Annotated in this window: 21 protein-coding genes and 2 pseudogenes; 15 read left to right on the forward strand and 8 right to left on the reverse strand. The window is 64.1% G+C overall.

Going from position 1 to position 25,958, the window contains the following annotated elements; all coding sequences use genetic code 11:
• Positions 1–199: 199 nt before the first annotated feature.
• Together HDG32_RS32080 and HDG32_RS32085 are read right to left on the reverse strand one after the other, a co-directional pair.
• Entirely contained in the window at positions 200–1,480 is a 1,281-nt protein-coding gene (locus tag HDG32_RS32080; protein WP_184073510.1) for an SGNH/GDSL hydrolase family protein, read from the reverse strand.
• 113 nt (positions 1,481–1,593) lie between these two features.
• Entirely contained in the window at positions 1,594–3,216 is a 1,623-nt protein-coding gene (locus HDG32_RS32085; protein WP_184073512.1) for an NAD(P)/FAD-dependent oxidoreductase, read from the reverse strand.
• A 247-nt stretch (positions 3,217–3,463) separates the two neighbouring features.
• On the opposite strand from HDG32_RS32085, the gene paaA reads away from it, so the two are divergent.
• From paaA to HDG32_RS32125, 8 genes are all read left to right on the forward strand, one after another.
• Positions 3,464–4,465 (forward strand): 1,2-phenylacetyl-CoA epoxidase subunit PaaA, encoded by a 1,002-nt coding sequence (gene paaA, locus HDG32_RS32090; RefSeq protein ID WP_184056337.1) that lies wholly within the window; start codon positions 3,464–3,466, stop codon positions 4,463–4,465.
• A 36-nt stretch (positions 4,466–4,501) separates the two neighbouring features.
• Positions 4,502–4,786, forward strand: a complete 285-nt coding sequence (gene paaB, locus HDG32_RS32095) for a 1,2-phenylacetyl-CoA epoxidase subunit PaaB (RefSeq protein WP_018418671.1) — start codon at positions 4,502–4,504, stop codon at positions 4,784–4,786.
• A gap of 8 nt (positions 4,787–4,794) precedes the next feature.
• Positions 4,795–5,616 carry a 1,2-phenylacetyl-CoA epoxidase subunit PaaC gene (gene paaC, locus HDG32_RS32100; RefSeq protein ID WP_184073514.1) on the forward strand — a complete coding sequence of 274 codons (822 nt, stop codon included), beginning with the start codon at positions 4,795–4,797 and terminating at the stop codon, positions 5,614–5,616.
• A gap of 7 nt (positions 5,617–5,623) precedes the next feature.
• Positions 5,624–6,208 (forward strand): 1,2-phenylacetyl-CoA epoxidase subunit PaaD, encoded by a 585-nt coding sequence (gene paaD / locus HDG32_RS32105; RefSeq protein ID WP_184073516.1) that lies wholly within the window; start codon positions 5,624–5,626, stop codon positions 6,206–6,208.
• Between the two features lies 1 nt (position 6,209).
• A complete protein-coding gene (gene paaE / locus HDG32_RS32110; RefSeq protein WP_184034674.1) occupies positions 6,210–7,298 on the forward strand; it encodes a 1,2-phenylacetyl-CoA epoxidase subunit PaaE in 1,089 nt (362 codons plus the stop codon).
• A gap of 175 nt (positions 7,299–7,473) precedes the next feature.
• Positions 7,474–8,289, forward strand: coding sequence for a DUF1835 domain-containing protein (locus HDG32_RS32115; protein ID WP_184073518.1), 816 nt, complete (start codon positions 7,474–7,476; stop codon positions 8,287–8,289).
• Positions 8,290–8,306: 17 nt separating this feature from the next.
• On the forward strand, positions 8,307–8,918 hold the full coding sequence (locus HDG32_RS32120) for a TetR/AcrR family transcriptional regulator (protein ID WP_184073520.1): 612 nt from the start codon (positions 8,307–8,309) through the stop codon (positions 8,916–8,918).
• 278 nt (positions 8,919–9,196) lie between these two features.
• On the forward strand, positions 9,197–9,865 hold the full coding sequence (locus HDG32_RS32125) for a GNAT family N-acetyltransferase (RefSeq protein ID WP_184073522.1): 669 nt from the start codon (positions 9,197–9,199) through the stop codon (positions 9,863–9,865).
• A gap of 98 nt (positions 9,866–9,963) precedes the next feature.
• On the opposite strand, the gene HDG32_RS32130 is transcribed toward HDG32_RS32125, so the two are convergent.
• Complete coding sequence (locus HDG32_RS32130; RefSeq protein WP_184034682.1) at positions 9,964–10,461, reverse strand: Lrp/AsnC family transcriptional regulator; 498 nt, start codon at positions 10,459–10,461, stop codon at positions 9,964–9,966.
• Positions 10,462–10,650: 189 nt separating this feature from the next.
• Between HDG32_RS32130 and hppD the strand changes: the two genes are divergently transcribed.
• Positions 10,651–11,748, forward strand: a complete 1,098-nt coding sequence (hppD, locus tag HDG32_RS32135; RefSeq protein ID WP_184073524.1) for a 4-hydroxyphenylpyruvate dioxygenase — start codon at positions 10,651–10,653, stop codon at positions 11,746–11,748.
• A gap of 138 nt (positions 11,749–11,886) precedes the next feature.
• Here hppD and HDG32_RS32140 read toward each other — a convergent pair whose 3' ends face one another.
• Positions 11,887–12,072, reverse strand: a complete 186-nt coding sequence (locus tag HDG32_RS32140) for a hypothetical protein (RefSeq protein WP_184056361.1) — start codon at positions 12,070–12,072, stop codon at positions 11,887–11,889.
• Between the two features lie 388 nt (positions 12,073–12,460).
• Here HDG32_RS32140 and HDG32_RS32145 point away from each other — a divergent pair, with 388 nt between their 5' ends.
• Positions 12,461–16,057 (forward strand): indolepyruvate ferredoxin oxidoreductase family protein, encoded by a 3,597-nt coding sequence (locus tag HDG32_RS32145; protein WP_184073526.1) that lies wholly within the window; start codon positions 12,461–12,463, stop codon positions 16,055–16,057.
• Between the two features lie 159 nt (positions 16,058–16,216).
• On the opposite strand, the gene HDG32_RS32150 is transcribed toward HDG32_RS32145, so the two are convergent.
• Both HDG32_RS32150 and HDG32_RS32155 read right to left on the reverse strand, forming a co-directional pair.
• Entirely contained in the window at positions 16,217–18,499 is a 2,283-nt protein-coding gene (locus HDG32_RS32150; RefSeq protein ID WP_184073528.1) for an NADP-dependent malic enzyme, read from the reverse strand.
• Between the two features lie 360 nt (positions 18,500–18,859).
• Positions 18,860–20,102, reverse strand: a pseudogene (locus HDG32_RS32155) (MFS transporter).
• A gap of 312 nt (positions 20,103–20,414) precedes the next feature.
• On the opposite strand from HDG32_RS32155, the gene HDG32_RS32160 reads away from it, so the two are divergent.
• Positions 20,415–21,101: an orotate phosphoribosyltransferase gene (locus HDG32_RS32160; RefSeq protein ID WP_184073530.1), complete on the forward strand. Its 687-nt coding sequence runs from the start codon at positions 20,415–20,417 to the stop codon at positions 21,099–21,101.
• Positions 21,102–21,245: 144 nt separating this feature from the next.
• On the opposite strand, the gene HDG32_RS32165 is transcribed toward HDG32_RS32160, so the two are convergent.
• Positions 21,246–21,935: a response regulator gene (locus tag HDG32_RS32165; protein WP_184056372.1), complete on the reverse strand. Its 690-nt coding sequence runs from the start codon at positions 21,933–21,935 to the stop codon at positions 21,246–21,248.
• A gap of 269 nt (positions 21,936–22,204) precedes the next feature.
• Here HDG32_RS32165 and HDG32_RS32170 point away from each other — a divergent pair, with 269 nt between their 5' ends.
• The 4 genes and pseudogenes from HDG32_RS32170 to HDG32_RS32185 all read left to right on the forward strand — a co-directional run.
• Positions 22,205–22,801, forward strand: coding sequence for a YbhB/YbcL family Raf kinase inhibitor-like protein (locus HDG32_RS32170; protein ID WP_184073532.1), 597 nt, complete (start codon positions 22,205–22,207; stop codon positions 22,799–22,801).
• Between the two features lie 91 nt (positions 22,802–22,892).
• Entirely contained in the window at positions 22,893–23,465 is a 573-nt protein-coding gene (locus tag HDG32_RS32175) for a flavodoxin family protein (RefSeq protein WP_026225500.1), read from the forward strand.
• 236 nt (positions 23,466–23,701) lie between these two features.
• Entirely contained in the window at positions 23,702–24,649 is a 948-nt protein-coding gene (argC, locus tag HDG32_RS32180; protein ID WP_184034699.1) for an N-acetyl-gamma-glutamyl-phosphate reductase, read from the forward strand.
• A gap of 109 nt (positions 24,650–24,758) precedes the next feature.
• Positions 24,759–25,034, forward strand: a pseudogene (locus HDG32_RS32185) (OmpW family outer membrane protein); the annotation flags it as partial.
• A 242-nt stretch (positions 25,035–25,276) separates the two neighbouring features.
• Here HDG32_RS32185 and HDG32_RS32190 read toward each other — a convergent pair.
• Positions 25,277–25,918, reverse strand: a complete 642-nt coding sequence (locus tag HDG32_RS32190; RefSeq protein ID WP_184073533.1) for a LysE family translocator — start codon at positions 25,916–25,918, stop codon at positions 25,277–25,279.
• Between the last annotated feature and the right edge of the window lie 40 nt (positions 25,919–25,958).

Genomic DNA, 25,958 nt, shown 5'->3' on the forward strand with positions numbered 1-25,958 from the left:
GCCCACACTTATCGACTGTTAGTTTTTAAAGATCGGTCCGCCAAACCCGCCGCGCCTGAACCACCTGAACCACCTGAACCACCACTACCCGGCACTGCTTCGTTTGCGTCGCTGCGTCTGCAGCAGAGAAATGAGATTATGGAGACTCTTTCGCGTCTCGTCAATACCCGTTTTTGCTTTCGCTTAAAAAAGTTGCCGCTCACTTCCGGGTCGCATCCACCACGACCTCGACAGGAACTGCAGCGGCCATAGCCGCGTAGCCCGCGTCGCTTGGATGGATGTGATCGCCGCTATCGAAAGCGCGCTGCAGACGCTCCGGCTGCGCCCGATCGCGCAACGCCGCGTCGAAGTCGACGACGCCATCGAAAGCACGACTAGTTCGGATCCACTGATTAACCGCGAGTCGGATGTTTTCCCGCTCCGGTGGCAGCGACGCCGGCGTCAGCGTCGCGCCGAACATCTTGACACCGTTGCGCCGCGCGGCCGCGATCACTCGCTGGTAACCGGCGATCAGATCGGCAGCCGTGACCGACGTATGAGGAAAATCGCAGTCGAGCCCGCCATGAGGCGGCATTGCCGCAAAGTTGATGTCGTTGATGCCAATCAGCAGGATCGCCGCTTTGACGCCTGGACGTCGCAAAACGTCGCGCTCGAAGCGGCTCGCAAGCGCGTCGCCATAGCAAGGCGAGTCGCTCAGGAGCCGGTTGCCGCTGATGCCGAGATTCACGATCGCGGTCGACTGCGCGCCGCTCGCCGCCAGCCGCCGAGCCAGCGCATCCGGCCAGCGACGGTTCTGGTTGAGGGTGGAGCGCATGCCGTCGGTGATCGAGTCGCCGATCGCGGCCACGGCAAGCGACGGTGCCGCCGCCTCCACCGACAAACCCGTGACCCACACATATTGCGTGAAGCGGCCGGGAAACGCCGTGGCGGACGCGTCGGTGGTGTGATTGCCGGGCCAGGACACATAATTCACCTGATTCGACACTCGGTGCCATGCGACGATCCGCTGCTCCGGTCCCACGAACGCACTGATCGCATATGGCGCGCCCTCGACGACATCGATCGCGACCGGATCGCTGTCCAGCTCGCCGCCAGGCGGGACGCTGACCGCGCCCTTACCGCCAAACGTCACCCGACTGCCGGCGCCCTCGACTGCTGCAGCGCCACCGGCCGAGCGCGCGATGCGCAGTTCGTCGATGACGAGAGGCGTCTTGCCGTACGCATTACTCAGATGAATTCGCGCCACCCTCCCCGACAACGTCGGATACACGATTTGCCGAACGGTGCGCCCGGCGACTTCCGGCGCGCGATACAGCGGTGGCAACTCGGCCCGCTGTGGAATCGGTTGCAGCGCGGTCGCCCAAACGACGACCCAATGCTCGGACGCTTCGGCAGCGAACGCACTCGAGGAAACGACAAACGGGGCAAATTGGGCGAGCAGCGCCGCGCCGCATGCGACAGCCAGGGTGCGAATGGTCATTCGGAGGATCGGTTCGAGGCGAAACGCGCATTGTGCCCGAACGACGCGGCAATCGCCGGCAATCGCAGGCAGGTCCGCTTACCCCGGCGCCCGGCGGCTGTGCCGGCTCGGACTCACGCCGTTTGCTGACTCATGATCTTCAGCGCGACCGCTTCGGCGACCTCGATTCCGTCGATTGCCGCCGAGTAGATCCCGCCCGCATACCCCGCACCCTCGCCCGCCGGATACAGCCCGTTGACGTTGACACTCTGGTAGTCGTCGCCGCGACGCACGCGTACCGGCGACGAAGTTCGCGTTTCAACGCCGGTCAGCACCGCATCATGCATCGCGAAACCGGCGATTTTCTTCTCCATCTGTGGCAGCGCTTCGCGAATCGCTTCGATCGCGTAGTCGGGCAGCGCGGTGCTGAGATCGGTTGGCCGCACGCCCGGCTTGTACGACGGAACGACCGAGCCGAGTGAAGTGGACGGCCGCCCCGCGATGAAGTCGCCGACCAACTGCCCTGGAGCCATATAGTTACCGCCACCGAGCTCGAACGCCCGCTCCTCCCACTTCCGCTGGAACGCGATGCCGGCGAGCGGCCCGCCCGGGTAGTCGTCTGGCGTAATGCCGACCACGATGCCCGCGTTCGCGTTGCGCTCCGCGCGCGAGTACTGGCTCATGCCGTTCGTGACGACGCGCCCCAGCTCGGACGTGGCCGCCACCACGGTGCCGCCGGGACACATGCAGAAGCTATAAACCGCTCGCCCGTTGCTGCAGTGGTGCACCACCTTGTAGTCGGCTGCGCCGAGCTGTTTGTGACCGGCAAATTTCCCAAAACGGCTCCGATCGATGATCCCTTGCGGATGCTCGATCCGAAAACCGAGCGAAAACGGCTTCGCCTCGACGTGGACGCCGCGGTCGTACAGCATCTGGAAGGTATCGCGTGCGCTATGGCCGACCGCCAGCACAACGTGGTCGCAGCGCAGCGTCTCGCCGGTCGACAGCTTCAGCCCGCGCACCTGGCCGTTGTCGATGTCGATGTCCTCGACACGCGTTTCGAAGCGCACTTCGCCGCCCAACTCGTGGATGCTCGCGCGCATCTTCTCGACCATGCTGACGAGACGAAACGTGCCGATATGCGGCCGGCTCAGGTACAGGATGTCCTCCGGCGCACCGGCCCGCACGAATTCGTCGAGCACCTTGCGGCCGTAGTGTTTGGGGTCCTTGATCTGGCTGTAGAGCTTGCCGTCCGAAAAGGTGCCCGCGCCACCTTCGCCGAACTGCACGTTCGACTCGGGATTCAGCACCGATTTGCGCCACAGGCCAAACGTGTCCTTGGTGCGCTCACGTACGGCCTTGCCGCGCTCGAGGATGATCGGCCGGAAGCCCATCTGCGCGAGGATCAGACCCGCGAACAGTCCGCACGGCCCCATGCCGATGACGACCGGACGCGGCGTGCTCACTTGGGCGGGCGCTGCGGCGACGAACTTGTAGCGCATATCAGGCGTCGCGCCGCAATGCGGCACGTCGGCGAGCCGTTTCAGCGCGGCCCCTTCATCCTTGACCTCGACATCGACGATGTAGGTGAGCTTGATGTCGGCGCGCTTGCGCGCGTCGTGCGCGCGGCGAAACACGGTGTATCGGATGAGCCCGTCCCGCGCCACGCCGAGTTCCGTGAGGCGCGCACGGACGGCGGCTTCGAGGGCGCTTTCGGGATGATCGAGCGGGAGTTTGATTTCGCTTAGACGTAACATGAGTACCGGAGACGCAAGTGGGCCGCAAATCGCGGCCAATTCGCAATTTTACCGGTAAGTGTCGGCGCGGGGTGACGGCCGGTCATGAAGCGCCGGCCCGTCGAAACCGGGCAAACCAGCATGCATGCTTCGACGCCCTCAATGAGCTATCAGCCCCAACGTCTCTGCACAAAAAATTTATTAACCGACCGGTCGGTTGGTTTATACTACGCCGACACAGACCACTCCTCCAGAGAGAGCGTCCCTCATGTACACCCAATCCCTCGATATCCCCGGCAACGTCGCCCCGCTGGACGCGGACGCGAATTCGCCCGAACAACAGGCTCGCTTCGACGCGGTCATGAGCGCCGACGGCAAGATCGAGCCGCAGGACTGGATGCCCGACGCGTACCGCAAAACGCTGGTGCGGCAGATCTCGCAGCATGCGCACTCGGAGATCGTCGGCATGCTGCCCGAGGGCAACTGGATCACGCGCGCGCCGAGCCTCAAGCGCAAGGCGATCCTGATCGCCAAGGTGCAGGACGAAGCCGGCCACGGCCTCTATCTGTATAGCGCCGCCGAAACGCTCGGTGTCTCGCGCGAGCAGTTGATCGACGCGCTGCACGCGGGCAAGGCCAAGTATTCGAGCATCTTCAACTACCCGACACCCACCTGGGCCGACGTCGGCGTGATCGGCTGGCTCGTCGACGGCGCGGCGATCATGAACCAGATCCCGCTATGCCGCTGCACGTACGGCCCGTACGCCCGCGCGATGATCCGCATCTGCAAGGAAGAGTCGTTCCATCAGCGCCAGGGCTTCGACGCGCTGCTCGCAATGATGGCGGGCACCGAGGCGCAGCGCGAGCTGGTCCAGCAGGCGGTGAACCGCTGGTGGTGGCCGGTGCTGATGATGTTCGGCCCGAGCGACAAGGATTCGGTCCACAGCAACCAGTCGGCCAGATGGGGCATCAAGCGCATCACCAACGACGACCTGCGCCAGAAATTCGTCGATGCGACCGTCGAGCAGGCGAAGGTGCTCGGCGTCACGCTGCCCGACGCGGACCTCAAATGGAACGAGGCGCGCGGTCACTACGACTACGGCGACATCGACTGGGAAGAGTTCTGGCGCGTCGTCAATGGCGACGGCCCGTGCAACCGCGAGCGCCTCGCGACCCGCGTGAAGGCCCATGAAGACGGCGCCTGGGTACGCGAAGCCGCGCTCGCCCACGCGGAAAAGCAGCGCCAGCGCGCGCAACAGCACGCCGCCTGAGTGGCACCGCACATCAAAGGAATCAGGAGATCAGCAATGAACAAGGAATGGCCGATTTGGGAAGTGTTCGTGCGCAGCAAGCAGGGACTCGACCATAAACACTGCGGCAGTCTGCATGCCGCCGACGCGCCGATGGCGCTGCGCATGGCGCGCGACGTCTACACGCGCCGCCAGGAAGGCGTGAGCATCTGGGTGGTGCCGTCCTCGGCGATCACGGCCTCGGCGCCGCACGAGAAGGCCGAGCTGTTCGAACCGGCGGGCGACAAGATCTATCGCCACCCGACGTTCTACACGCTCCCCGACGAAGTCAACCACATGTAAGCGCGGCCATGACCACTACGTCCACTACGCCCATTACGCCCGCACATCTCCAGTACGTGCTGCGCCTCGCGGATACCGCGCTGATCCTCGGTCAGCGCAACACCGAGTGGTGCGGCCACGGCCCGATCCTCGAAGAGGACATCGCGCTGTCGAACATGAGCCTCGACCTGATCGGCCAGGCGCGCCTCCTGTACACGCACGCGGCCGCGCTCGAAGCGCCGCTCACCGGCCGTCAGCGCAGCGAAGACGACTACGCGTACTTCCGCGCCGAGCGCGAATTCGCGAACTACACGCTCGCCGAGCTGCCGCATTACGGGCCGCTCGCCGGCACCGCGCAGGCCGGGAAGGATTACGCGGTCACGATCGTGCGCAACTTCCTGTACGCGACGCTGATGATGCATCTGTGGGGTGCGCTGACGGGCTCCAGCGACGGGCAGCTCGCCGCGATCGCCGCGAAGTCGATCAAGGAAACGCAGTACCACGTGCATCACGCGAGCGAGTGGCTGATCCGTTTCGGCGACGGCACCGACGAATCGCACCGTCGCGCGCAGGCCGCGCTCGACTATCTGATGCCGTACACGTACGAGTTCTTCAGTGCGGACGCGGTGGAAGACGCAGTCGCGGCGGCCGGCATCGGCCCGCGCACCTCGGCGCTGGAAGCCGCGTGGCTCGACGACGTGCGCGCCACGCTCGACCAGGCCACGCTGACGCTGCCCTCGGCGCTGCGGCACGTGAGCACGGGCAAGCACGGCGAGCATTCGGAGCACATGGGTTTCGTGCTCGCGCAAATGCAGAGCCTCGCGCGCCAGCATCCGGGCGCCAGCTGGTGAGTACGCGATGACGACCTCGACCGCCCCGCGGCCCGCGAACGCCGCCGCTGCCACGACCGCCACGCCCGATCCCGCGCTCACGCGCGCATGGACCGTGCTCGAAGCGGTACCCGACCCGGAGATCCCGGTGGTGTCGATCCGCGAGCTCGGCATCCTGCGCGACGTGCGACGCGCCGCCGACGGCGCGCTCGAAGTCGTGATCACGCCGACCTACTCGGGCTGCCCGGCGATGTCGCAGATTGCCGAAGACGTCGGCCGTGCGCTCGAGGCCGCGCAGCTCACGCCATACCGCGTCGCCACCGTGCTCGCGCCGGCGTGGACCACCGACTGGATCACCGCCGAAGCCCGCGAAAAACTGCGCGTCTACGGCATCGCGCCGCCGACGGGCAACTGCGGCGCGGCCGCCCACGCGCAAGCGGCGCCGCAGGAGAAAGTCCTGCGCTTCGTGCCGCGCGCGCTGCCGGCCCCAGGCTGCCCACGCTGCGGCTCGGCGCACACCGAGCGGCTCGCGCAATTCGGCTCGACCGCCTGCAAGGCCCTGTATCGCTGCCTCGACTGCCGCGAACCCTTCGACTACTTCAAACCGTACTGATATGGCGACCCCGCAATTCCATCCGCTGCGTATCCGCGAAGTGCGCCCCGAAACCGCCGATGCGGTCTCGGTCGCCTTCGAAGTCCCGCCCGAACTGCGCGACCACTATCGCTTCACGCAGGGCCAGTTCGTCACGCTGAAGACGCATATCGACGGTGAGGAAACGCGCCGTTCGTATTCGATCTGCGTGGGCGTCACCGACTACGATCGCGACGGCGAGTTGCGCATCGGCATCAAGCGCGTGCGCGGCGGGCGTTTCTCGAACTTCGCGTTCGACACGCTGCAGCCGGGCCACACGATCGACGTGATGACGCCCGACGGCCGTTTCTTCACGCACCTGAACGCGGAACAGGGGCAGCAGTACCTCGCGTTCTCGGGCGGCTCGGGCATCACGCCGGTGCTCGCGATCATCAAGACGACGCTCGAAGTCGAGCCGCGCAGCACCTTCACGCTCGTCTACGGCAACCGCAGCGTCGACCAGATCATGTTCGCCGAGGAGCTCGAGGATCTGAAGAACCGCTTCATGAACCGCTTCGTGCTGTATCACGTGCTGTCGGACGACCTGCAGGACGTCGAGCTGTTTAACGGCGTGCTCGACCAGGAAAAATGCGCGGCGTTCATCGAGCAGCTGCTGCCGGCCGACGCGATCGACGAAGCGTTCATCTGCGGCCCCGCGCCGATGATGGATGCGGCCGAGGCCGCGCTCAAGGCAGCCGGCGTGCCGCCCGCGAAGGTGCACGTCGAGCGCTTCGGCACGCCGCTGCCGCAGGCGGGCGTGCCGCCCGTCGAGATCACCGCGGACACCCCCGCGGCCGAGCTCGAAATCGTGCTCGACGGCAAGCGCCGCAAGCTGCGCCTGCCGTATCAGGGCACGAGCGTGCTCGACGTCGGGCTGCGCGCCGGTCTCGCGCTGCCGTATGCGTGCAAGGGCGGCGTGTGCTGCACCTGTCGCGCGAAGGTGCTCGAGGGCGAAGTGAAGATGGAAAAGAACTACACGCTCGAAGAACACGAGGTCCGCGACGGGTTCGTGCTGACGTGTCAGTGTCATCCGGTTAGCGACAAGGTCGTCGTCAGTTACGACGAACGTTGAGTCGAGTGCTTTCGTGGCCTAGGTACGGACTGCCCTCCTGTGACGTCCGCCACCGCTTTCGGCCGTTTCGCGATCCGCTTAAACTAGGGGCCGCTCATCGATCGGGACATCGGGTTCCAGTCGGCGAGCGGCCTCTTTTTGTTACAGCTGCTGACGTCACTGCAAGCCCTTGCCCATGAGCACGATTCACCTCACCAACGGCGATGTCGCCGCCGAGTCGCTGCGTACCGCGCTGGACCAGGCGGGCCGCGACGATCGCGTGCAGCCGCTGCGGGACGATCTGGCGGTCGGCCCGTTACGCGGCGTCGACGACGCTCCGCACGTGCGCGCCGACTTCTGGGAACGCGTCAGCGCGGACACGCAACGCGACTTCGTGCGCGAGTTCCGCGAACAGGCCGCGGTGCTCGACGGCCTCGCCAGCAGCACCGCGAATCTCGTGGTGTGGCACGCCGAAAGCGCGTCCGATCAACTGATGCTGCGCCGCGTCTGCTACCTGGTGCGCAACAGCCCGCAGCGTTTGAACGAAGTGCGTCTGTCGATCGCCGACCTCACCGATCCGCAAGCGTGGGCGCATACCCGCAAGGATCGCGCGACATCGGTCGGCATGTTTGCGCCGGACGTATTGCAGACACACCTGCCGGACGCCGCGCCGATTTCCGTGCTGCGCATCAGCCGGCTCGCGCTCGAATGGCAGGAGGTCAAACAGGCGAACGGCGAGACGCGGCGCTGGCGTGACAACACCTTCACGAGCGGCAGTGTTGCCGAAATCGACGCGCTGATCCTCGACCGCGCAACCGACGACTGGCAGCCCGCCGCGCGCGTCGCCGCCTATGTGATGACCGCCGGGTTGTGGTTCCTCGTCAGCGACAGCATCGTGCTGTGGCGCATGCGCGAACTCGCGGCGCTGCGGCGCATCCGCCTGCGCGGCGATGCGAACGTATGGCGCTCGCTCGAACTGCGCGCGGCATCCGCCCCCTGCTCACCCCAATAAGATAAGAACAGACGAATATGGCCCGCACCCGAGCCCCCGACCACGAAACCCAACGCGAGCAGATTCTCGAACTGGCCGCCGCGAAGTTCGCGCAAACCAGCTATCCAAGCACCTCGATGGCCGATCTTGCCGCGGCGAGCGGCACCTCGAAAGCGCGCCTCTATCACTATTACGAGAGCAAGGAAGCAATCCTGTTCGATCTGCTCGATCGCTACACGAAGCGCCTGATGCTGATCATCGCCGAGGTGGAAGGATCGAGCCAGCGGCGCGAACTGAGCGAGCGAGAAACCTTCGCGGAGCTGATCCGCGCGTTCCTGTCCGAGTATGAGACGTCGCACAGCCGGCACGTCGCGCTGCTGAACGATGTCAAGTATCTGGTCGATTCGCAGCGCGAGATCATCCTGAACCGTCAGCGCGACGTAGTCGCCGCCTTCGCGCGGCAGCTCGTGCGCGCCTATCCCGAACGCGCGACACGCGACAACCAGACCGCGCTGACGATGATGGTGTTCGGCATGATCAACTGGACCTTCACGTGGCTCAAGCCGGACGGCCGGATGGGCTATCGCGAGTTCGCCGAGCAGGTGGTCGGCATGGTCGAGCATGGTCTCGGCAGCGCGCCCGCCAAGTAGACGATGGTCTGAACAGATCGCAACCCGCGCACTGGATGTTGCAAAGCAACAACACGCAGACCAAATAAATCAGCGCAGGGAATCCATGCAGCATCGTGTCACGAACGTACGATCACTTTTAACTTCTGTTTAAAATCAAATAATTAAATTTAGGGTTCCAGCGCTCTAGGTATTCACCTCGACTTTTGATACGGGTTTTCCCTAGTGAATGGCTTAGGTTTCCGTTAAAATCGGTTTTGCGGTGCACAACGCCGCCTGATTAAAAGGAGAACCCGACCATGAACATGCTGACCCATCGCAACACCGAGCCGATCGCGCCGAACGATCGCGCGTCGCTGCCTGCTGAACGCGCGCACGCTCTGGTCCGTGAACTCACCGCCGCCGATCGCGAACGCCTGCTTGCTCACTTCCTCGCGCTCGACGAAGAAGACCGTCTGCTGCGCTTCGGCCAGGTCGTGCCGAACCATGTGATCGAAAACTACGTGCGCGCGATCGACTTTACGCGTGACACCGTGTTCGGCGTGTTCAACAGCAAGCTGGAACTGAGCGGCGTCGGCCATCTGGCCTACCTGCCGGCCGAAGGCAACAAGCGCACCGCCGAATTCGGCGTCTCCGTGCTCGAAAGCGCACGCGGCATCGGTATCGGCTCGAGGCTATTCGAGCGCGCCGCGATCCGCAGCCGCAACACGCATGTGACGACGCTGTACATCCACTGCCTGGCGCGCAATTCGACCATGATGCACATCGCCAGGAAGGCCGGCATGAAGATCGAGTACGCGTATGGCGAAGCCGACGCCTATCTGACGCTGTCGCCGGCCGATCAGTCGAGCATCCTCGCGGAAATGCTGCAGGAGCAGGCCGCCGTGTTCGATTACGCGCTCAAGCGCCACGCACGCCAGGCATCGCGACTGTTCGAGTCGTTCATGCCGGTGGCTGTCGCTGCCTGAATAATCGCTACGGGGAAATGAGATTGGGGCGGCCGCAAGGTCGCCTTTTTTCTATCTGTACCCAATCAACGCCACGCGTAGGACCGTGCGCGTGAAGCCTACAAAATGGGCAGCGCTGTCGTTTCCTTGATCTTTTCTAGCGAAAAGCTCGATTTCACATCGATCACCGATGGATGCCGCAGCAATTGATCCTGCACGAAGCGCGAAAAGTGCGCCATGTCCTCCACCTGGACGCGCAGCAGGTAATCCATCTCACCCGTCATCGCGTGACATGCGACAACTTCGGGCCACGTCTGCACGGCCGCGCCGAACAGATCGGCGTGCGTGGCCTCGCCATGCGGACTGAACGCGCGACCGCCACCCTTCTCCAGCCGCACGCTGACATACGCGAGCAGGTCAAGCCCGAGACGTTGCGCGTCGAGCAGCGCGACATAGCCGCGAATCACGCCGCTTTCCTCGAGCCGGCGAATCCGCCGCAGGCACGGACTCGGCGACAGATTGATCCGTTCCGCAATCTCCTGATTCGACAGCCGGCCATTCTCCTGAAGGATCGCCAGAATGCGTCGATCGATCGCATCTATCTCGCCAATAGCCATGTTCTGCCACGTGTCGTTCGAATAGAGCCATAAACTGGCTCAAGCGTAGCGACGCGTGATTAAGTTCGCAAGTTTTTGTCTTCATCGCGGTTCTACACTTGCCCCATCCGGTCGCGCTCAGCCGACCGTCCCGCGCGCTCACCGCCAGCGCGCCTCGGCAACCCTCTTGCATGGAATTGGAGACAGACGATGCAGGTTTCAACTTGGGAAAATCCTGTCGGCACCGACGGCTTCGAATTCATCGAATACACGGCGCCGGACCCGAAAGCGCTCGGCAAGCTGTTCGAACGGATGGGCTTCACGGCCGTCGCGCGGCATCGTCATAAGGACGTGATGCTGTATCGTCAGGGCGACATCAACTTCATCGTCAACGCGGAGAAGCATTCGTTTGCGCAGCGCTTCGCGCGCTTGCATGGCCCGTCGATCTGCGCGATTGCGTTTCGCGTACAGGACGCCGCGAAGGCCTACGCCCAAGCGCTCGAAACAGGCGCATGGGGTTTCGACAACAAGACCGGCCCGATGGAGCTGAACATCCCGGCGATCAAGGGCATTGGCGATTCGCTGATCTATTTCGTCGACCGCTGGCGCGGCAAGAACGGCGCGACGCCGAACAGCATCGGTGACATCGACATTTACGACGTCGACTTCGAGCCGATTCCGGGCGCGAACCCGAACCCGGTCGGCCACGGCCTGACCTATATCGATCACCTGACGCACAACGTGCATCGCGGCCGCATGCAGGAATGGGCGGAGTTCTACGAGCGCCTGTTCAACTTCCGCGAGGTGCGCTACTTCGACATCGAGGGCAAGGTGACGGGCGTCAAGTCGAAAGCGATGACCTCGCCGTGCGGCAAGATTCGCATTCCGATCAACGAGGAAGGCTCGGACACCGCCGGTCAGATCCAGGAATACCTGGACGCGTACCACGGCGAAGGCATCCAGCACATCGCGCTCGGCAGCAGCGACATCTACCGCACCGTCGACGGCCTGCGCGCATCGGACATTTCACTGCTCGACACGATCGACACGTACTACGAACTCGTCGACCGACGCGTGCCGAATCATGGCGAGCCGCTCGAGGAACTGCGCAAGCGCAAGATCCTGATCGACGGCGCACCGGACGATCTGCTGCTGCAGATCTTCACCGAAAACCAGATCGGCCCGATCTTCTTCGAGATCATTCAGCGCAAGGGCAACCAGGGCTTCGGCGAAGGCAACTTCAAGGCGCTGTTCGAATCGATCGAGCTCGATCAGATTCGCCGCGGCGTCGTGCAGGACAAGACCTGACCACGGAGACTCGCGCCTGATCGGCGCGCAGAAGAAAAAAGGGCGAGGATCGCAGGATCCTCGCCCTTTTACGTTGCAACGCCGCCGCTCTGTTCGGAACGGCGGCCGGTCGTCACTAGACGCGCGCGATGCGGTGCGTCATGAATTCTGCCTGTACAGATCGCTGCCGATCGCACCGTCGACCCGCGCCGGCGCCACCTGCGCCGTGCGGATGATCGCGTTCGACAGTGCCCCCGTGCTGCCCGGATTCGAGCGCACCGGCGCGCTCATCGCGAAGAAAGCGGCGGAAACCATCAGGAAGGTCTGGATGTTTCTTGTGTTCATGCGTACTCCTTTTCTAACTGCCCTGCTGTCCAGAAGCTGCACAGAATGCGCGGCGTTCGGCATCGCTCGCAGGTCGGGATTAGACAGTCGTTTTCACTGCGGTTCCGCAAATTTGTAGGTTTTACAGCTTGTTACACGCGCAGGCGCAATACAACTCCATTCCGGCGGAAATCCGCGACAACTGCTGACAACACGTCGGCAACTCGTCGCGAAACCGGCCGAAATCAGATCGTGCGCGGGGCGATTTTTGATCCGCTGCGGCGGGTTTCCACCAGTGCTACCATCGCTTAAAACCCGTCAATATGACGACCCCGGCCCCAGCATTCACGAGATGCCGGGGGCCAGAAAAGTTTTGGTGATCCCAAGCTGAAGTGGAGGAGTACACATAATGAATGCCCCGCTAGACGCAGGTCAGCGAGCCTCGCTCGAAGCCGCGTTGTCTTCCGTCACGCTCGACGACAAATACACCCTCGATCGCGGCCGCGCGTACATGAGCGGCATCCAGGCGCTGGTGCGTCTGCCGATGCTGCAGCAGGAACGCGACTGCGCCGCCGGCCTCAACACGGCCGGCTTCATCTCCGGCTACCGCGGATCGCCGCTCGGCGGGCTCGACCAGTCGCTGTGGAAAGCGAAAAAGCATCTGGCCGCGCATCAGGTCGTGTTCCAGCCCGGCGTCAACGAAGACCTCGCGGCCACCGCCGTGTGGGGTTCGCAGCAGGTCAATCTGTACCCTAGCGCCAAATACGACGGCGTGTTTTCGATGTGGTACGGCAAGGGCCCCGGCGTCGACCGGTCCGGTGACGTCTTCAAGCACGGCAACTCGGCCGGCTCGTCGCGGCACGGCGGCGTTCTCGTGCTCGCCGGCGACGATCACGCGGCCAAATCCTCGACACTCGCGCATCAGTCCGAACACATCTTCAAGGCATGCGGGCTGCCGGTGCTGTTTCCGTCGAACGTGCAGGAATATCTGGACTTCGGCCTGCACGGCTGGGCGATGAGCCGCTACTCGGGCCTCTGGGTCGCGATGAAGTGCGTGACCGACGTGGTCGAATCGTCCGCATCGGTCGATATCGATCCGCACCGCACCAACATCATCCTGCCGGAAGACTTCGTGATGCCCGACGGTGGGCTGAACATCCGCTGGCCCGATCCGCCGCTCGTGCAGGAAGCGCGTCTGCTCGACTACAAGTGGTACGCGGGCCTCGCCTACGTGCGAGCGAACAAACTCGACCGCGTCGAAATCGATTCGCCGCATGCGCGCTTCGGCATCATGACCGGCGGCAAAGCTTATCTAGACGTGCGCCAGGCGCTGACCGACCTCGGTCTCGACGACGAAACCTGCTCGCGCATCGGCATCCGGCTGTACAAGGTCGGCTGCGTGTGGCCGCTCGAAGCGCAAGGTGCGCAGGCCTTCGCACGCGGTCTCGACGAAATTCTGGTGGTCGAGGAAAAGCGCCAGATCCTCGAATACGCGATCAAGGAAGAGCTGTACAACTGGCCCGACGCGCAGCGCCCGCGCGTATTCGGCAAGTTCGACGAGAAGGACGGCGCGGGCGGCGAATGGTCGGTGCCGATGGGCAACTGGCTGCTGCCGGCGCACTACGAGCTGTCGCCCGCGATCATCGCGAAGGCGATCGCCACGCGGCTCGACAAGTTCGATCTGCCATCGGATGTGCGCGCCCGCATTGCCGCGCGCATCGCGGTGATCGAGGCGAAGGAAAAGGCGCTCGCGCGGCCGCGCGTCGAAGTCGAGCGCAAGCCGTGGTTCTGCTCGGGCTGCCCGCACAACACGTCGACCAACGTGCCGGAAGGCTCGCGCGCGATGGCCGGCATCGGCTGTCATTACATGACGGTCTGGATGGATCGCAGCACCAGCACGTTCAGCCAGATGGGCGGCGAAGGTGTCGCGTGGATCGGCCAGGCGCCGTTCACGAACGACAAGCACGTGTTCGCCAATCTCGGCGACGGCACCTACTTCCACTCGGGGCTGCTCGCGATTCGCGCGGCGATCGCGTCAAAGGCGAACATCACCTACAAGCTGCTGTACAACGACGCAGTCGCGATGACGGGCGGCCAGCCGGTCGACGGCGTGCTGAGCGTGCCGCAGATCACGCATCAGCTCGCCGCCGAAGGCGCGGCGAAGATCGTCATCGTCACCGATGAGCCGGAGAAGTACGCGGCAAACGTCGGCCTCGCGCCCGGCGTCGACATTCACCACCGCGACCAGCTCGACGACGTGCAGCGTCAGCTGCGCGAGGTTCCGGGCACCACGATCCTGATCTACGACCAGACCTGCGCGACCGAAAAGCGCCGTCGCAGGAAACGCGGCGCGTATCCCGATCCAGCACGGCGCGTCGTGATCAACGAAGCGGTGTGCGAAGGCTGCGGCGACTGCTCGGTGAAGTCGAACTGCCTGTCGGTCGAACCGCTCGATACTGAGTACGGCACGAAGCGCCAGATCAACCAGTCGACCTGCAACAAGGACTTCTCGTGCGTGAACGGCTTCTGCCCGAGCTTCGTCTCCGTTGAAGGCGGCCAGTTGCGCAAGCCGAAGGCGGCGTCGGGCGCCGGCGCCGAAATGCCGCCGGTGCCGGATCCCGAGTTGCCGTCCATCGACCGTCCGTACGGCGTTCTGGTGACGGGCGTCGGCGGCACGGGCGTCGTCACGATCGGCGCGCTGCTCGGCATGGCCGCGCATCTCGAGAACAAGGGCGTCACGGTGCTCGATGTCACCGGCCTCGCGCAGAAAGGCGGCGCCGTGATGAGCCACGTGCAGATCGCGAAGCAGCCCGCCGACATCCACGCGACCCGCATCGCAATGGGCGAAGCGAGCCTCGTAATCGGCTGCGACGCGATCGTCACCGCCAGCGACGAATGCGTGTCGCGGATGCACGCGGATCGCACGCGCGTCGTGCTGAACAGCGCGCACACGCCGACGGCCGAGCTGATCAAGAACCCGAACTGGCGCTTCCCCGGCAGCAGCACCGAAGCCGACGTGCGCGCCGCGGCCGGCGATGACAACGTCTCGACCGTCGACGCGAATCACTTCGCCGTCGCGCTGCTCGGCGACGCGATCTACACGAACCCGTTCGTGCTCGGCTATGCGTGGCAGCGCGGCTGGGTACCGCTCACGCACGAGTCTCTGATTCGCGCGATCGAGCTGAACAACGTGCAGGTGGACAAGAACCGCGCGGCGTTCGAATGGGGCCGGCGTGCCGCGCACGATCTGGCTGCGGTACGCAAGCTCGCGCAAACGCAGGGACGCGGCGATCCGGCCGACAGCGCGGGCGGCAAGATCATCGCGCTGCATACGCCGAAGGCGCTCGACCCGCTGATCGACAAGCGCGCCGACTATCTGACCGCCTGGCAGAACCGTGCGTACGCGGAGCGCTATCGCGCGCTGGTGTCGCAGGTGCGAGCCGCGGAAGAAGCGCTCGATTCCGCCGACGGCCAAATGCCGCTGACCGAGGCGGTCGCGAAGAACCTGCACAAGCTGATGGCGTACAAGGACGAATACGAAGTCGCACGTCTGTACAGCGACCCGGCGTTCATCGAAAAACTGAACGCGACGTTCGAAGGCGACTGGAAGCTGCACCTGCATCTCGCGCCGCCTACGCTATCGAAGAAGGACGCGCACGGCCATCTGGTGAAGAAGAAGTACGGCCCGTGGATGTTCCGCGCGATGCACGTGCTCGCGAAGCTCAAGTTCCTGCGCGGCACCGCGTTCGACGTGTTCGGCAACACCGGGGAGCGTCGCACCGAGCGCACGCTGATCGGCGAATACGAGGCATTGGTGCGTGAGCTGATCGGCGGGCTGACTTTTCAGAAACGCGATCTCGCGGTCGAGCTCGCGAATCTGCCCGACGGCATCCGCGGCTATGGGCATGTGAAGGAAAACAACCTGAAAGGCGTGCGCATCAAGTGGAACGAGCTGCTCGCGCGTTGGCGTTCGCCGGATGCGGGCAAGACGCAGCACGCGGCTTGATCGACTCTCCCAGCTGAACCGAAAAGCGGCGGTCTGCACGGACCGCCGCTTTTTTTCAGGCGCAAAAAAGCGCTACGGAACCGGGGTTCCGTAGCGCTTCTGCCCAGGCCGCCGCGCGCGCGTTACTGCTGCGCCCACGCCAACCTCACGTGATACACGTTACTTCGCGTTCACCGACTCGCGCGCGTTCGCCGAGGCAACCGCCGTCATGTTGATGATCCGGCGCACGGTCGCGGCCGGCGTCAGGATATGCACCGGCTTTTCCGCACCCAGCAGGAACGGCCCGACCGTCACACCCTCGCCGCCCACGACCTTCAGCAGGTTGTACGCGATGTTCGCCGCTTCGACGTTCGGCATGATCAGCAGATTCGCTTCGCCGGCGAGCGTCGTGCCTGGGAACGCGGCCTTGCGGACCGCCTCCGACAGCGCCGCGTCGCCGTGCATTTCCCCGTCGATTTCGAGCGACGGCGCGCGTTGCGTGATCAGCTTGCGCGCCGCGGCCATGCGCTGCGACGACGACGACGGCGCGCTGCCGAAGTTCGAGTTCGACAGCAGCGCGACCTTCGGCGTGATGCCGAACTTCTCGATTTCGCGCGTGGCGAGCATCGTCATGTCGGCAAGCTGCTCGGCGGTCGGCACTTCGTTGACGTACGTGTCGCAGATGAACAGGTTACGGCCCGGCAGCATCAGCAGATTCATCGCGGCGAAGTTCTCGACGTCGTCGGCCTTGCCGAGCACCTGCTCGATGAAGTTCAGATGCGTGTGGTACTGGCCGATCATGCCGCAGATCATGCCGTCCGCTTCGCCAAGGCGCACGAGGATCGCGCCGATCAGCGTGTTGAACTTGCGCATCGCGGCCTTCGCGACGTCCGGCGTCACGCCTTCGCGCGCGCCGAGTTCGTGATACGCCTGCCAGCACTTGTGATAGCGCGGATCGTCTTCCGGATCGACGATCTCGACGTCTTCACCGCACTTGAGCTTCGAGCCCATCTTCTTCAGACGCATCTCGATCACCGACGGACGGCCGACCAGGATCGGCTTGGCGATCTTTTCGAGCAGCACGAACTGCGCGGCGCGCAGCACGCGCTCGTCTTCGCCTTCCGCGAACACGATGCGCGCCGGTGCCGACTTCGCCGCCGCGAACACCGGCCGCATCACCATGCCCGAGCGATAGACGGTCGCGCCGAGCTGTTCGCGGTACGCATCCATGTCCTGGATCGGGCGGGTCGCGACGCCCGAATCCATTGCGGCCTGCGCGACGGCCGGCGCGATCTTGATGATCAGGCGCGGATCGAACGGCTTCGGAATCAGGTATTCGGGACCGAATTCGAGCGAATGGCCTTCGTAGGCCTTCGCGACTTCATCGCCCTGGTCGGTTTCCTCGGCCAGTTCGGCAATCGCGCGCACGCACGCGAGCTTCATTTCTTCGGTGATCGTCGTCGCGCCGACGTCGAGCGCGCCGCGGAAGATGAACGGGAAACACAGCACGTTGTTGACCTGGTTCGGATAGTCCGACCGGCCGGTCGCGATGATGCAGTCCGGGCGCACCTTGCGCGCTTCTTCCGGACGGATTTCCGGCTCGGGGTTCGCGAGCGCGAGAATCAGCGGCTGCGAGCCCATTTCGGCGACCATCTCCGGCTTCAGCACGCCTGCGCTCGAGCAGCCGAGGAACACGTCCGCGCCGCGGATCGCATCGGCGAGCGAGCGCGCTTCGGTGTGCGCGGCATAGCGCTCCTTCGACGGATCGAGGTTGCCGCGCCCTTCGTAGATCACGCCCTTCGAGTCGGCGACGAGAATGTTCTGCTTCGACAGACCGAGATTGACGAGCAGATCCAGACACGCAATGGCCGCCGCGCCCGCGCCCGAACAGACCAGCTTCACTTCGTCGAGCCTCTTGCCGACCACCTTGAGGCCGTTCAGGATCGCCGCCGACGCGATGATCGCGGTGCCGTGCTGATCGTCGTGGAAGACCGGAATCTTCATACGTTCGCGCAACTTCTTCTCGATGTAGAAGCACTCGGGCGCCTTGATGTCCTCGAGGTTGATGCCGCCCAGCGTGGGCTCGAGCATCGCGATCGCCTCGACGAGCTTGTCCGGATCGGATTCGCTCAGCTCGATGTCGAACACGTCGATGTCCGCGAACTTCTTGAACAGACACCCCTTGCCTTCCATCACCGGCTTCGCGGCAAGCGGGCCGATGTTGCCGAGGCCGAGCACAGCGGTGCCGTTCGTGATCACGCCGACGAGGTTGCCGCGCGACGTGTACTTCTGCGCGTCGAGCGGTTCCTCGTGAATTGCCATACAGGCTGCCGCCACACCCGGCGAATACGCGAGCGACAAATCCAGCTGGTTCGACAGTGCCTTGGTAGGCGTCACCGAAATCTTGCCAGGTTTCGGATTCTGGTGATATGCGAGAGCGCTTTGCTTGAGTTGTTCGTCCATTTCTAGGCCTGCGAGACGTAAGTGATTGGGCCCGGCGACACACATCGTTGCAGCGCTTTCATCTGTCGGACGGATAGACGACCGAGGCGGTTTTCGCACGCGCCCGGTCAGGCGCGACGGCTTACCTCGACGAACACGGGACGATGTGGAGTGCTTCGCGGGTCGATCAGTGTACACCCCGGACGTGTCGATGCACTGAGTGGTTAACAGGACTCGCCATTAGCGAAACAGGCGCTCAGGACGCTGCGTCGCCACGACCCGGCCGTGCTTTTCCGCCACGCGGCGAGGCGCCATGCGGGCCGCATGGTCCACGCATTCGCAGTATTCGAAGCGATTGAAGGACGCGCTTCGTCGACGCGGTCAGTCGAGTTCGGCGCCGCGTCGCTCAGGAATCAGAAACAGGGTCGCGAGGATGTCCAGCAGGTAAATCGACGCCAGTAGCGCGAGCGCCGCGCCGAACGAGTAGCGCGCCGCCAGCGCGCCCACGACGACCGGCCCAAAGCCGCCCACCGCGCGACCCGCGTTGAACAGCACGTTTTGCGCGGTGGCGCGCATCGGTTGGATAGAGCTCCGAAATCAGCGCGCCGTAGCCGCCGATCATGCCGTTGACGAACACCCCCATCGCCGCGCCGCCGATCAGCAACGCCATCGGCGTCGTCAGTTGCGCATAGACGAACACCATGACGACGGCGCCCGCCTGGTAGAACAGGAACGTCGGCTTGCGGCCGAAGCGGTCGGCGGCGATGCCGAATAGCCAGATGCCGGCCGCCATGCCGAGAATCGTCGCGGCGGTCCACAGCCCCGATTTGGTCAGCGAGTAGCCGAAGGTCTTCGACAGATAGCTGGGTAGCCAGATCATCAGCCCGTAATAGCCGAAGTTCTGCACCGAGCACAGGATCGTGACGCCGAGGCTCGCGCGCGTCGTGCGTCCATCGACGAACAGCAGTTTCAGCGGCAGCTTGCGCATGCCGCGCGCGACGCGTTGGTTGAAAATCGCCGGCTCCTCGACGCGGCGCCGCACGAAGAACGACACGACCGCCGGCAGCAGCCCGAGCGCGAACATGCCGCGCCAGCCGATCACCGGCAGCAGCAGCGGCGTCAGCAACGCGGCCGCCAGCACGCCAAGCTGCCAGCCGAGCCCGACATACGACGACACCCGCGCCCGCTGCGACGCCGGCCACGCTTCGGCGACCAGCGTCATGCCGATGCCGAATTCGCCGCCCAGCCCGATCCCGGCGATGGTCCGATAGATCAGCAGGTCCGTGTAGCCTTGCGCGAGCGCGCACAGGCCGGTGAACACCGCGAAGATCAGGATCGTCCACGTCAGCATGCGCACGCGGCCGAAATAATCGCTGAGCACGCCGAAGAGCACGCCGCCCGCCACCGCACCGATGAGCGTCCATGTGACCAGCGCACCGGCCTGCGAGGAACTCAGATGCAGGTCGGCGGCGATCACCGGCAGCATGAAGCCGAGAATCAGCAGATCGAAGCCGTCCATCGCATAGCCCAGCACCGACGCAAGCAGCGCGCGGCCCGCATAGCCCGGTTCGACGGCGGAGCGGGTTTCGGTGGCGGAGGCGGAGGCGGGTGGAGCGGCGTTCATTGAAAGCATTCCGTAGGTCTGAAGGCGGCTGGGTGGGAAGCGTCCCGGGAAAGTCGCGTGAGTGTAAAGGCGGCCTCACCCGGTCACAACACGATGCGCGCGCCAAAGCGCCCGCCGGCTGCGCCGCCGCGCACGACGGCCTCCTCGGTGCGACCCATTTCAGGTAAAATAGCGGCCCACGCGCGCAGCAAAAGCCGGTCTGTGCTCTTCCCCCGGCCGCGTATCCCGCCCAGCATGGCGCGGCATACCCCGCTTGCTGCGCCACCGGGCCCAGCGCCCGCTTCTCCCCCGCTCACTCCGAAGGATCCGCCCATGACAGGCTTCGATCGCCAGACGATCTCCGACACCACCGCCAAGATGCTGCTCGAAGTGCAAGCAGTGCATTTCAATGCGGAGAAACCGTATATTTTCACGTCCGGCTGGGCGAGCCCGGTGTACATCGACTGCCGCAAGCTGATCTCGTATCCGCGTGTGCGCCGCGGCCTGATGGAAATGGCCGAAGCGACGATCCTGCGCGACGTCGGCTATGAGCAGATCGATGCGGTCGCCGGCGGCGAAACCGCGGGCATCCCGTTCGCGGCATGGCTGTCCGACCGCCTGATGGTGCCGATGCAGTACGTGCGCAAGAAGCCGAAGGGTTTCGGCCGCAACGCTCAGATCGAAGGTCTGCTGACCGAAGGCCAGCGCGTGTTGCTCGTCGAAGACCTGACAACCGACAGCCGCAGCAAGATCAACTTCATCAACGCGCTGCGCGCCGCCGGCGCGACGGTGAACCACTGCTTCGTGCTGTTCCACTACAACATCTTCAAGGAAAGCGTGTCGGTGCTGAAAGACATCGACGTCGATCTGCACGCGCTCGCCACGTGGTGGGACGTGCTGCGCGTCGCGAAGCAGAACAACTACTTCGACACGAAGACGATCGACGAAGTGGAAAAATTCCTGCACGCGCCGGCCGAGTGGTCCGCTGCACATGGCGGTGCGACGTCTACGCCGCAATAAAGCCATCGCGCTAAGGCAGTGACAATAAAAACGTAGCCGCTTTATGCGGATTGAATGAAAAAGCCGCCTGTTTCGCAACAGGCGGCTTTTTTTATCGCCGATTGTTTATCGCCGATTACCAGGCGGACGAAACGAGGCCCGATATCAGGACTGGTTCGCGATGTCCTTACTCGAGTTCGACGAAAGATTCAGCAAACCATTGCTCTGCGCATACTGGAATAGTTGGGAGTCGCGATCGATTCCGAGCTTGCGCATGGCCGCGTTTTTTTGTGTGCTGATCGTCTTGATGCTGCGATTCAAACGCTCCGATATTTCCTTGATCGTCATACCCGATACGAACAGGCGCACGACTTCGAGTTCGCGCCGCGACAGCTTCGAGTCGTCGCGCTTGCCGGCTGAATTGACCCGCAACCCATCGAGCACCGCCTTCACCGACGGACTCATATAGGTCATGCGACGGCCCACGTGTTGTACCGCAAGCGCAATATGGCTGAGATCGTCCGATTTGTTCACGACCGACGTCACGCCAAGTTCCTTGAGCCGTTTGAGCAATGCGGCGTTCTCGAGCATGGTGAGCACGACGATCGGCAGATTCGGGAAATTGCGGCGCAAATAGTCGATGAGTTGCAAGCCGTCGCCGTACTGACCGCCCGGCATGGCCAGGTCGGTGACGAGCACGTCGCATTCGGTGGATTGCAACATTTTGATAAGTTCAGTCGACTGCCTTGCGCGCCCAACGACTTGCATACCGGGAAATTTGAGCAGCGCATTTTCAGCGCCAAACAGAATAACCGGATGATCGTCTGCCACCACGACCCTGAGTGAAACTTGCATCGTCCTCCTCTGGACGGATAAACCGGTCTCCACAACTTCTAACACTGCTTTTGACGCTCGCTATTTAAACGAGTCAAATGCAGTAAGGGTCGCGCGACAACCCCCTTACTATAGCTGATTTCCTGTCTGCGAATTCCGCGGCACGCGAACATATTGCGTCGCAGAGCTAATCAGCGCTGATGTTAGACTTGATTCGACCGTGGGGCACAATTCAGGACAACGACAGTCGCGAGCACCCGCGCCTCGCGCCCTTACAGGAGAACCGGCATATGCGCGTGCGTTGCCTGGTTGTTTCGCTGGCTTCATCTTGGCGGCATCAATCGCTCGCCGTCGGCGCGATGCTCGCGCTTTTCGCAGCGCATAGTGCCGGTGCGCGGGCCGACGAGCCGTTCACGCTGACGAGCGCGAGCGTACGCGCGGGGGGCACCGTGCAGAATGCGCAGGTGTTCGACCGGAACGACTGCAAGGGCGGCAACCGTTCACCGCAGCTCTCATGGCGCGACGCGCCGGCCGGTACGCGCGGCTTCGCGATCACGATGTTCGACGAGGACGCGCCGGGGCGCGGCTGGTGGCACTGGGCGGTCGCGGGCATCCCCGCCACGGTCGACAGCCTGCCCGAGAATGCGAGCTCGTCCGGTTTCCTGGGCAAGCTCGGCGCGGTCGAAGCGCGCAACGACTTCGATACCGACGGCTATGGCGGCCCGTGCCCGCCGCCCGGCAAACCGCATCGCTATATCATCACCGTGTACGCGCTGAACTCGGCCGATTTGCGTCTCGCGCAAGGACGTCCCGCGTTGATGTTCGATCACGAGATCGGCACGGCCGCGATCGGCAGCGCGCGGCTCGAGGTCAATTACGGGCGCTAGTGGCGGCCGTCGCGGTCGTGATGGGGCGCCGCCGCGCCGCATCGCCTGGCTTGCGCCGTTCGCCTTCCCGATCGCTTTGCTGGAGCACTTCATGTCGAAGATCGTCATCGTTTATCACAGTGGCTACGGCCACACGAAGAAGGTCGCCGAAGCCGTGCTCGCGGGCGCGCTGGAAGCCGGTGCGCAGGCGAAGATGATGCCGGTCGGCGACCTCGACGACGCCTCGTGGGACGAACTCGCCGCCGCCGACGCGCTGATCTTCGGCGCGCCGACCTACATGGGCGGCCCGTCGGCCGACTTCAAGAAGTTCGCCGACGCCAGTTCGAAACCGTGGTTCGCGCAGGCGTGGAAAGACAAGATCGCAGCCGGCTTCACGAACTCGGCGACGATGAACGGCGACAAGTTCTCGACCATCCAGTACTTCGTCACGCTGGCGATGCAGCACAGCATGATCTGGGCCGGCACCGGCATGATGCCGTCGAACACGAAGGCCGCGACGCGCAACGATCTGAACTTCGTCGGCGGCTTTACCGGACTGCTTACGCAATCGGCGGCCGATGCGTCGCCCGACGAAGCGCCGCCGCCGGGCGATCTCGAAACCGCGCGCCTGTTCGGCGCGCGCATTGCGGGCGTCACCGCGCGCTGGATCGCGCCGCGCGGGTAGCGCCGCGCGGGTAGCGGCGCGCGGCTAATGGCTGAACGGCGCCGAAACGACGTCGCGGCTCATCGGCGGTTCATCTTCGGTCATCAGGCCGCATTCGCCGCGCAACGGGTCACGCCAACGTCACGTTGTGCGCGCATCGTCGTTTTTTCGCGCTGCACCGCACGGTCGCGGCGATGACGTCTTAAAATAACGTTCCGGCGCGGCGTCGCGCCCCGTTTCCAGCGAGTGAGATCGAGATGAGCACGAAAGTTTTTGTCGACGGACAGGAAGGCACGACCGGCCTGAAAATTTTTGAATACCTGTCGCAGCGCGCCGACGTCGAAATCCTGCGTATCGAAGAAGCGAAGCGCAAGGACCTGGACGAGCGCCGTCGTCTCATCAACGCGTCGGACGTCACGTTCCTGTGTCTGCCCGATGTCGCCTCGCGCGAGTCGGCCTCGCTCGTCGAGAACGACCGCACGGTGCTGATCGACGCGAGCACCGCGTTCCGCACCTCGCCCGACTGGGCCTACGGCCTGCCCGAGCTGGCTCGCTCGCAGCGCGAGCGCCTGCGCACCGCCAAACGCATCGCCGTGCCGGGCTGCCACGCCTCGGCGTTCGTGCTCGCGATGCGCCCGCTCGTCGAAGGCGGCGTCGTCGCGCCCGAGTTCGCCGCGCACGCCTATTCGATCACTGGCTACAGCGGCGGCGGCAAGAAGATGATTGCCGACTACGAAGCCGGCGGCAACGACAGACTCAAGAGCCCGCGCCCGTACGCGCTCGGCCTCACGCACAAGCACCTGCCGGAAATGGCCACGCATACGGGCCTGAAGTCGGCGCCGATCTTCACGCCGATCGTCGGCGACTTCTACAAGGGCCTCGCGGTCACCACGTACTTCTCGCCGGGCCAGCTCGCGAAGAAGACGACGCCGCAGGACGTGCAGGCTCAGTTCGCCGAATACTACGCGGGCGAAGCGTTCGTGCACGTCGCGCCGTTCAACGCCGACGCGAGTCTCGACAACGGCTTCTTCGACGTGCAGGCGAACAACGACACCAACCGCGTCGACCTGTTCGTGTTCGGCAACGAAGAGCGCTTCGTGACCGTCGCGCGGCTGGACAATCTCGGTAAGGGCGCGTCGGGTGCGGCGATCCAGTGCATGAATCTCGCGATCGGCGCGGCCGAAGACACCGGTTTGAAACGCTAGGCGAGTCGACCCGCATCCGCGGTGCCACGAAAAAAGCCGGTCTTTGCAGACCGGCTTTTTTGTTTTAAAGCCCGCTCATTAAAATTGATACAAAACATTTCTGTCTGGTAGCCTCGGCGCCATACTCGCCGCCGGTGCGGGCAAGCCGGGGCTGACGCAGGTGTCGGCGAAGGCGTCGTCGTCGTGGGCGCCGGTGTTCAACGCGGGCCTTGCGTACAACATCACCGAGCACTGGGGGCTCGTTGCGTCGGTCACGTATATCGCGCTGAAGACGACGTCGTCGGTCATCATCAAGGCGGCCGATGGGACGGAGCTTGGCGTGTCGAAGGCGGATCTGGGCGCAAACCCGATCACTTCCTTCGTGGCCGTGTCGTATAAGTTCTGAATTTGATTTTCCGCGGTCGCGGCGCCGCTTTGGGCGCGCGGCGAATTCCGGGCAAAAAAAAGCCCACCTAGGTTGGCGGGCTGAATCCATATCAGAGGAGACATGGAGGAGACAAGACGAACTATAGCAGACCGCTTGGTGCGTTGCAACATGAAAATTAGGGTTGACCCTCAATGTTGCAGACATACAACGGTCACATGGGTACGGCTCAGTTTTCCCTTGTCTGCCGACACGCGCGGTGCTTAGTGCCTCACCAGCGCCATCATCGCGCCGAAACCGACGAACACACCGCCCGTCAGCCGGTTGAACATCCGCGCGACGCTGCGGCTCTTCAACCTGGCGCCGATGCGCGTGCCAAAACCCGCATACACCAAATACCAGCTGACCTCGATCGACGCGAACGTCGCGAGCAGCACGCCGAACTGCGGCAACTTCGGCTGGGTTGCATCGATGAATTGCGGCAGCAGCGCGGCCGCGAACAGGATCGCCTTCGGATTGCTGCTCGCGACCAGAAAGCCGTTGCGAAATAGCGCGAAGCGCGAGCGCGAGCGCGCGGGCCGGGCTGTCAGGTCGTCGACGTTGTGCGCGGCGGTTTCGTCGGCCGGCGCGCGCCATGCCTTGATGCCCAGATATACGAGGTAGGCCGCGCCGATCATGCGCAGTGCATTGAACATGGTCGGCCATGCCGCCAGAAACACGCCGAGCCCCGCCGCCGATACCGCCAGCATCAGCACCAGCGCCGACAGACAACCGGCCATCGTCGCGCTCGCGCGACGCAGGCCGTGCTGGGCGCCGTGCGTCATCACGAGCAGCATGTTGGGACCGGGAATCGCGGAAACGACGAAGACGGTGGCGGCGAACAGCCACCAGGTATGCAGAGTCATCGAAATCGGGTGTAGGGGGATCGGGCGGCTATTATGCCTT

This window comes from Paraburkholderia sp. CI2 (genome assembly GCF_014201055.1).
GTDB classification, from domain to species: Bacteria; Pseudomonadota; Gammaproteobacteria; order Burkholderiales; family Burkholderiaceae; genus Paraburkholderia; species Paraburkholderia tuberum.

Coding starts and splice junctions, on each gene's coding strand:
- HDG32_RS32080 (WP_184073510.1), bottom strand. CDS start 1,480: ATGACCATTCGCACCCTGGCTGTCGCATGCGGCGCGGCGCTGCTCGCC.
- HDG32_RS32085 (WP_184073512.1), bottom strand. CDS start 3,216: ATGTTACGTCTAAGCGAAATCAAACTCCCGCTCGATCATCCCGAAAGC.
- paaA (WP_184056337.1), top strand. CDS start 3,464: ATGTACACCCAATCCCTCGATATCCCCGGCAACGTCGCCCCGCTGGAC.
- paaB (WP_018418671.1), top strand. CDS start 4,502: ATGAACAAGGAATGGCCGATTTGGGAAGTGTTCGTGCGCAGCAAGCAG.
- paaC (WP_184073514.1), top strand. CDS start 4,795: ATGACCACTACGTCCACTACGCCCATTACGCCCGCACATCTCCAGTAC.
- paaD (WP_184073516.1), top strand. CDS start 5,624: ATGACGACCTCGACCGCCCCGCGGCCCGCGAACGCCGCCGCTGCCACG.
- paaE (WP_184034674.1), top strand. CDS start 6,210: ATGGCGACCCCGCAATTCCATCCGCTGCGTATCCGCGAAGTGCGCCCC.
- HDG32_RS32115 (WP_184073518.1), top strand. CDS start 7,474: ATGAGCACGATTCACCTCACCAACGGCGATGTCGCCGCCGAGTCGCTG.
- HDG32_RS32120 (WP_184073520.1), top strand. CDS start 8,307: ATGGCCCGCACCCGAGCCCCCGACCACGAAACCCAACGCGAGCAGATT.
- HDG32_RS32125 (WP_184073522.1), top strand. CDS start 9,197: ATGAACATGCTGACCCATCGCAACACCGAGCCGATCGCGCCGAACGAT.
- HDG32_RS32130 (WP_184034682.1), bottom strand. CDS start 10,461: ATGGCTATTGGCGAGATAGATGCGATCGATCGACGCATTCTGGCGATC.
- hppD (WP_184073524.1), top strand. CDS start 10,651: ATGCAGGTTTCAACTTGGGAAAATCCTGTCGGCACCGACGGCTTCGAA.
- HDG32_RS32140 (WP_184056361.1), bottom strand. CDS start 12,072: ATGAACACAAGAAACATCCAGACCTTCCTGATGGTTTCCGCCGCTTTC.
- HDG32_RS32145 (WP_184073526.1), top strand. CDS start 12,461: ATGAATGCCCCGCTAGACGCAGGTCAGCGAGCCTCGCTCGAAGCCGCG.
- HDG32_RS32150 (WP_184073528.1), bottom strand. CDS start 18,499: ATGGACGAACAACTCAAGCAAAGCGCTCTCGCATATCACCAGAATCCG.
- HDG32_RS32160 (WP_184073530.1), top strand. CDS start 20,415: ATGACAGGCTTCGATCGCCAGACGATCTCCGACACCACCGCCAAGATG.
- HDG32_RS32165 (WP_184056372.1), bottom strand. CDS start 21,935: ATGCAAGTTTCACTCAGGGTCGTGGTGGCAGACGATCATCCGGTTATT.
- HDG32_RS32170 (WP_184073532.1), top strand. CDS start 22,205: ATGCGCGTGCGTTGCCTGGTTGTTTCGCTGGCTTCATCTTGGCGGCAT.
- HDG32_RS32175 (WP_026225500.1), top strand. CDS start 22,893: ATGTCGAAGATCGTCATCGTTTATCACAGTGGCTACGGCCACACGAAG.
- argC (WP_184034699.1), top strand. CDS start 23,702: ATGAGCACGAAAGTTTTTGTCGACGGACAGGAAGGCACGACCGGCCTG.
- HDG32_RS32190 (WP_184073533.1), bottom strand. CDS start 25,918: ATGACTCTGCATACCTGGTGGCTGTTCGCCGCCACCGTCTTCGTCGTT.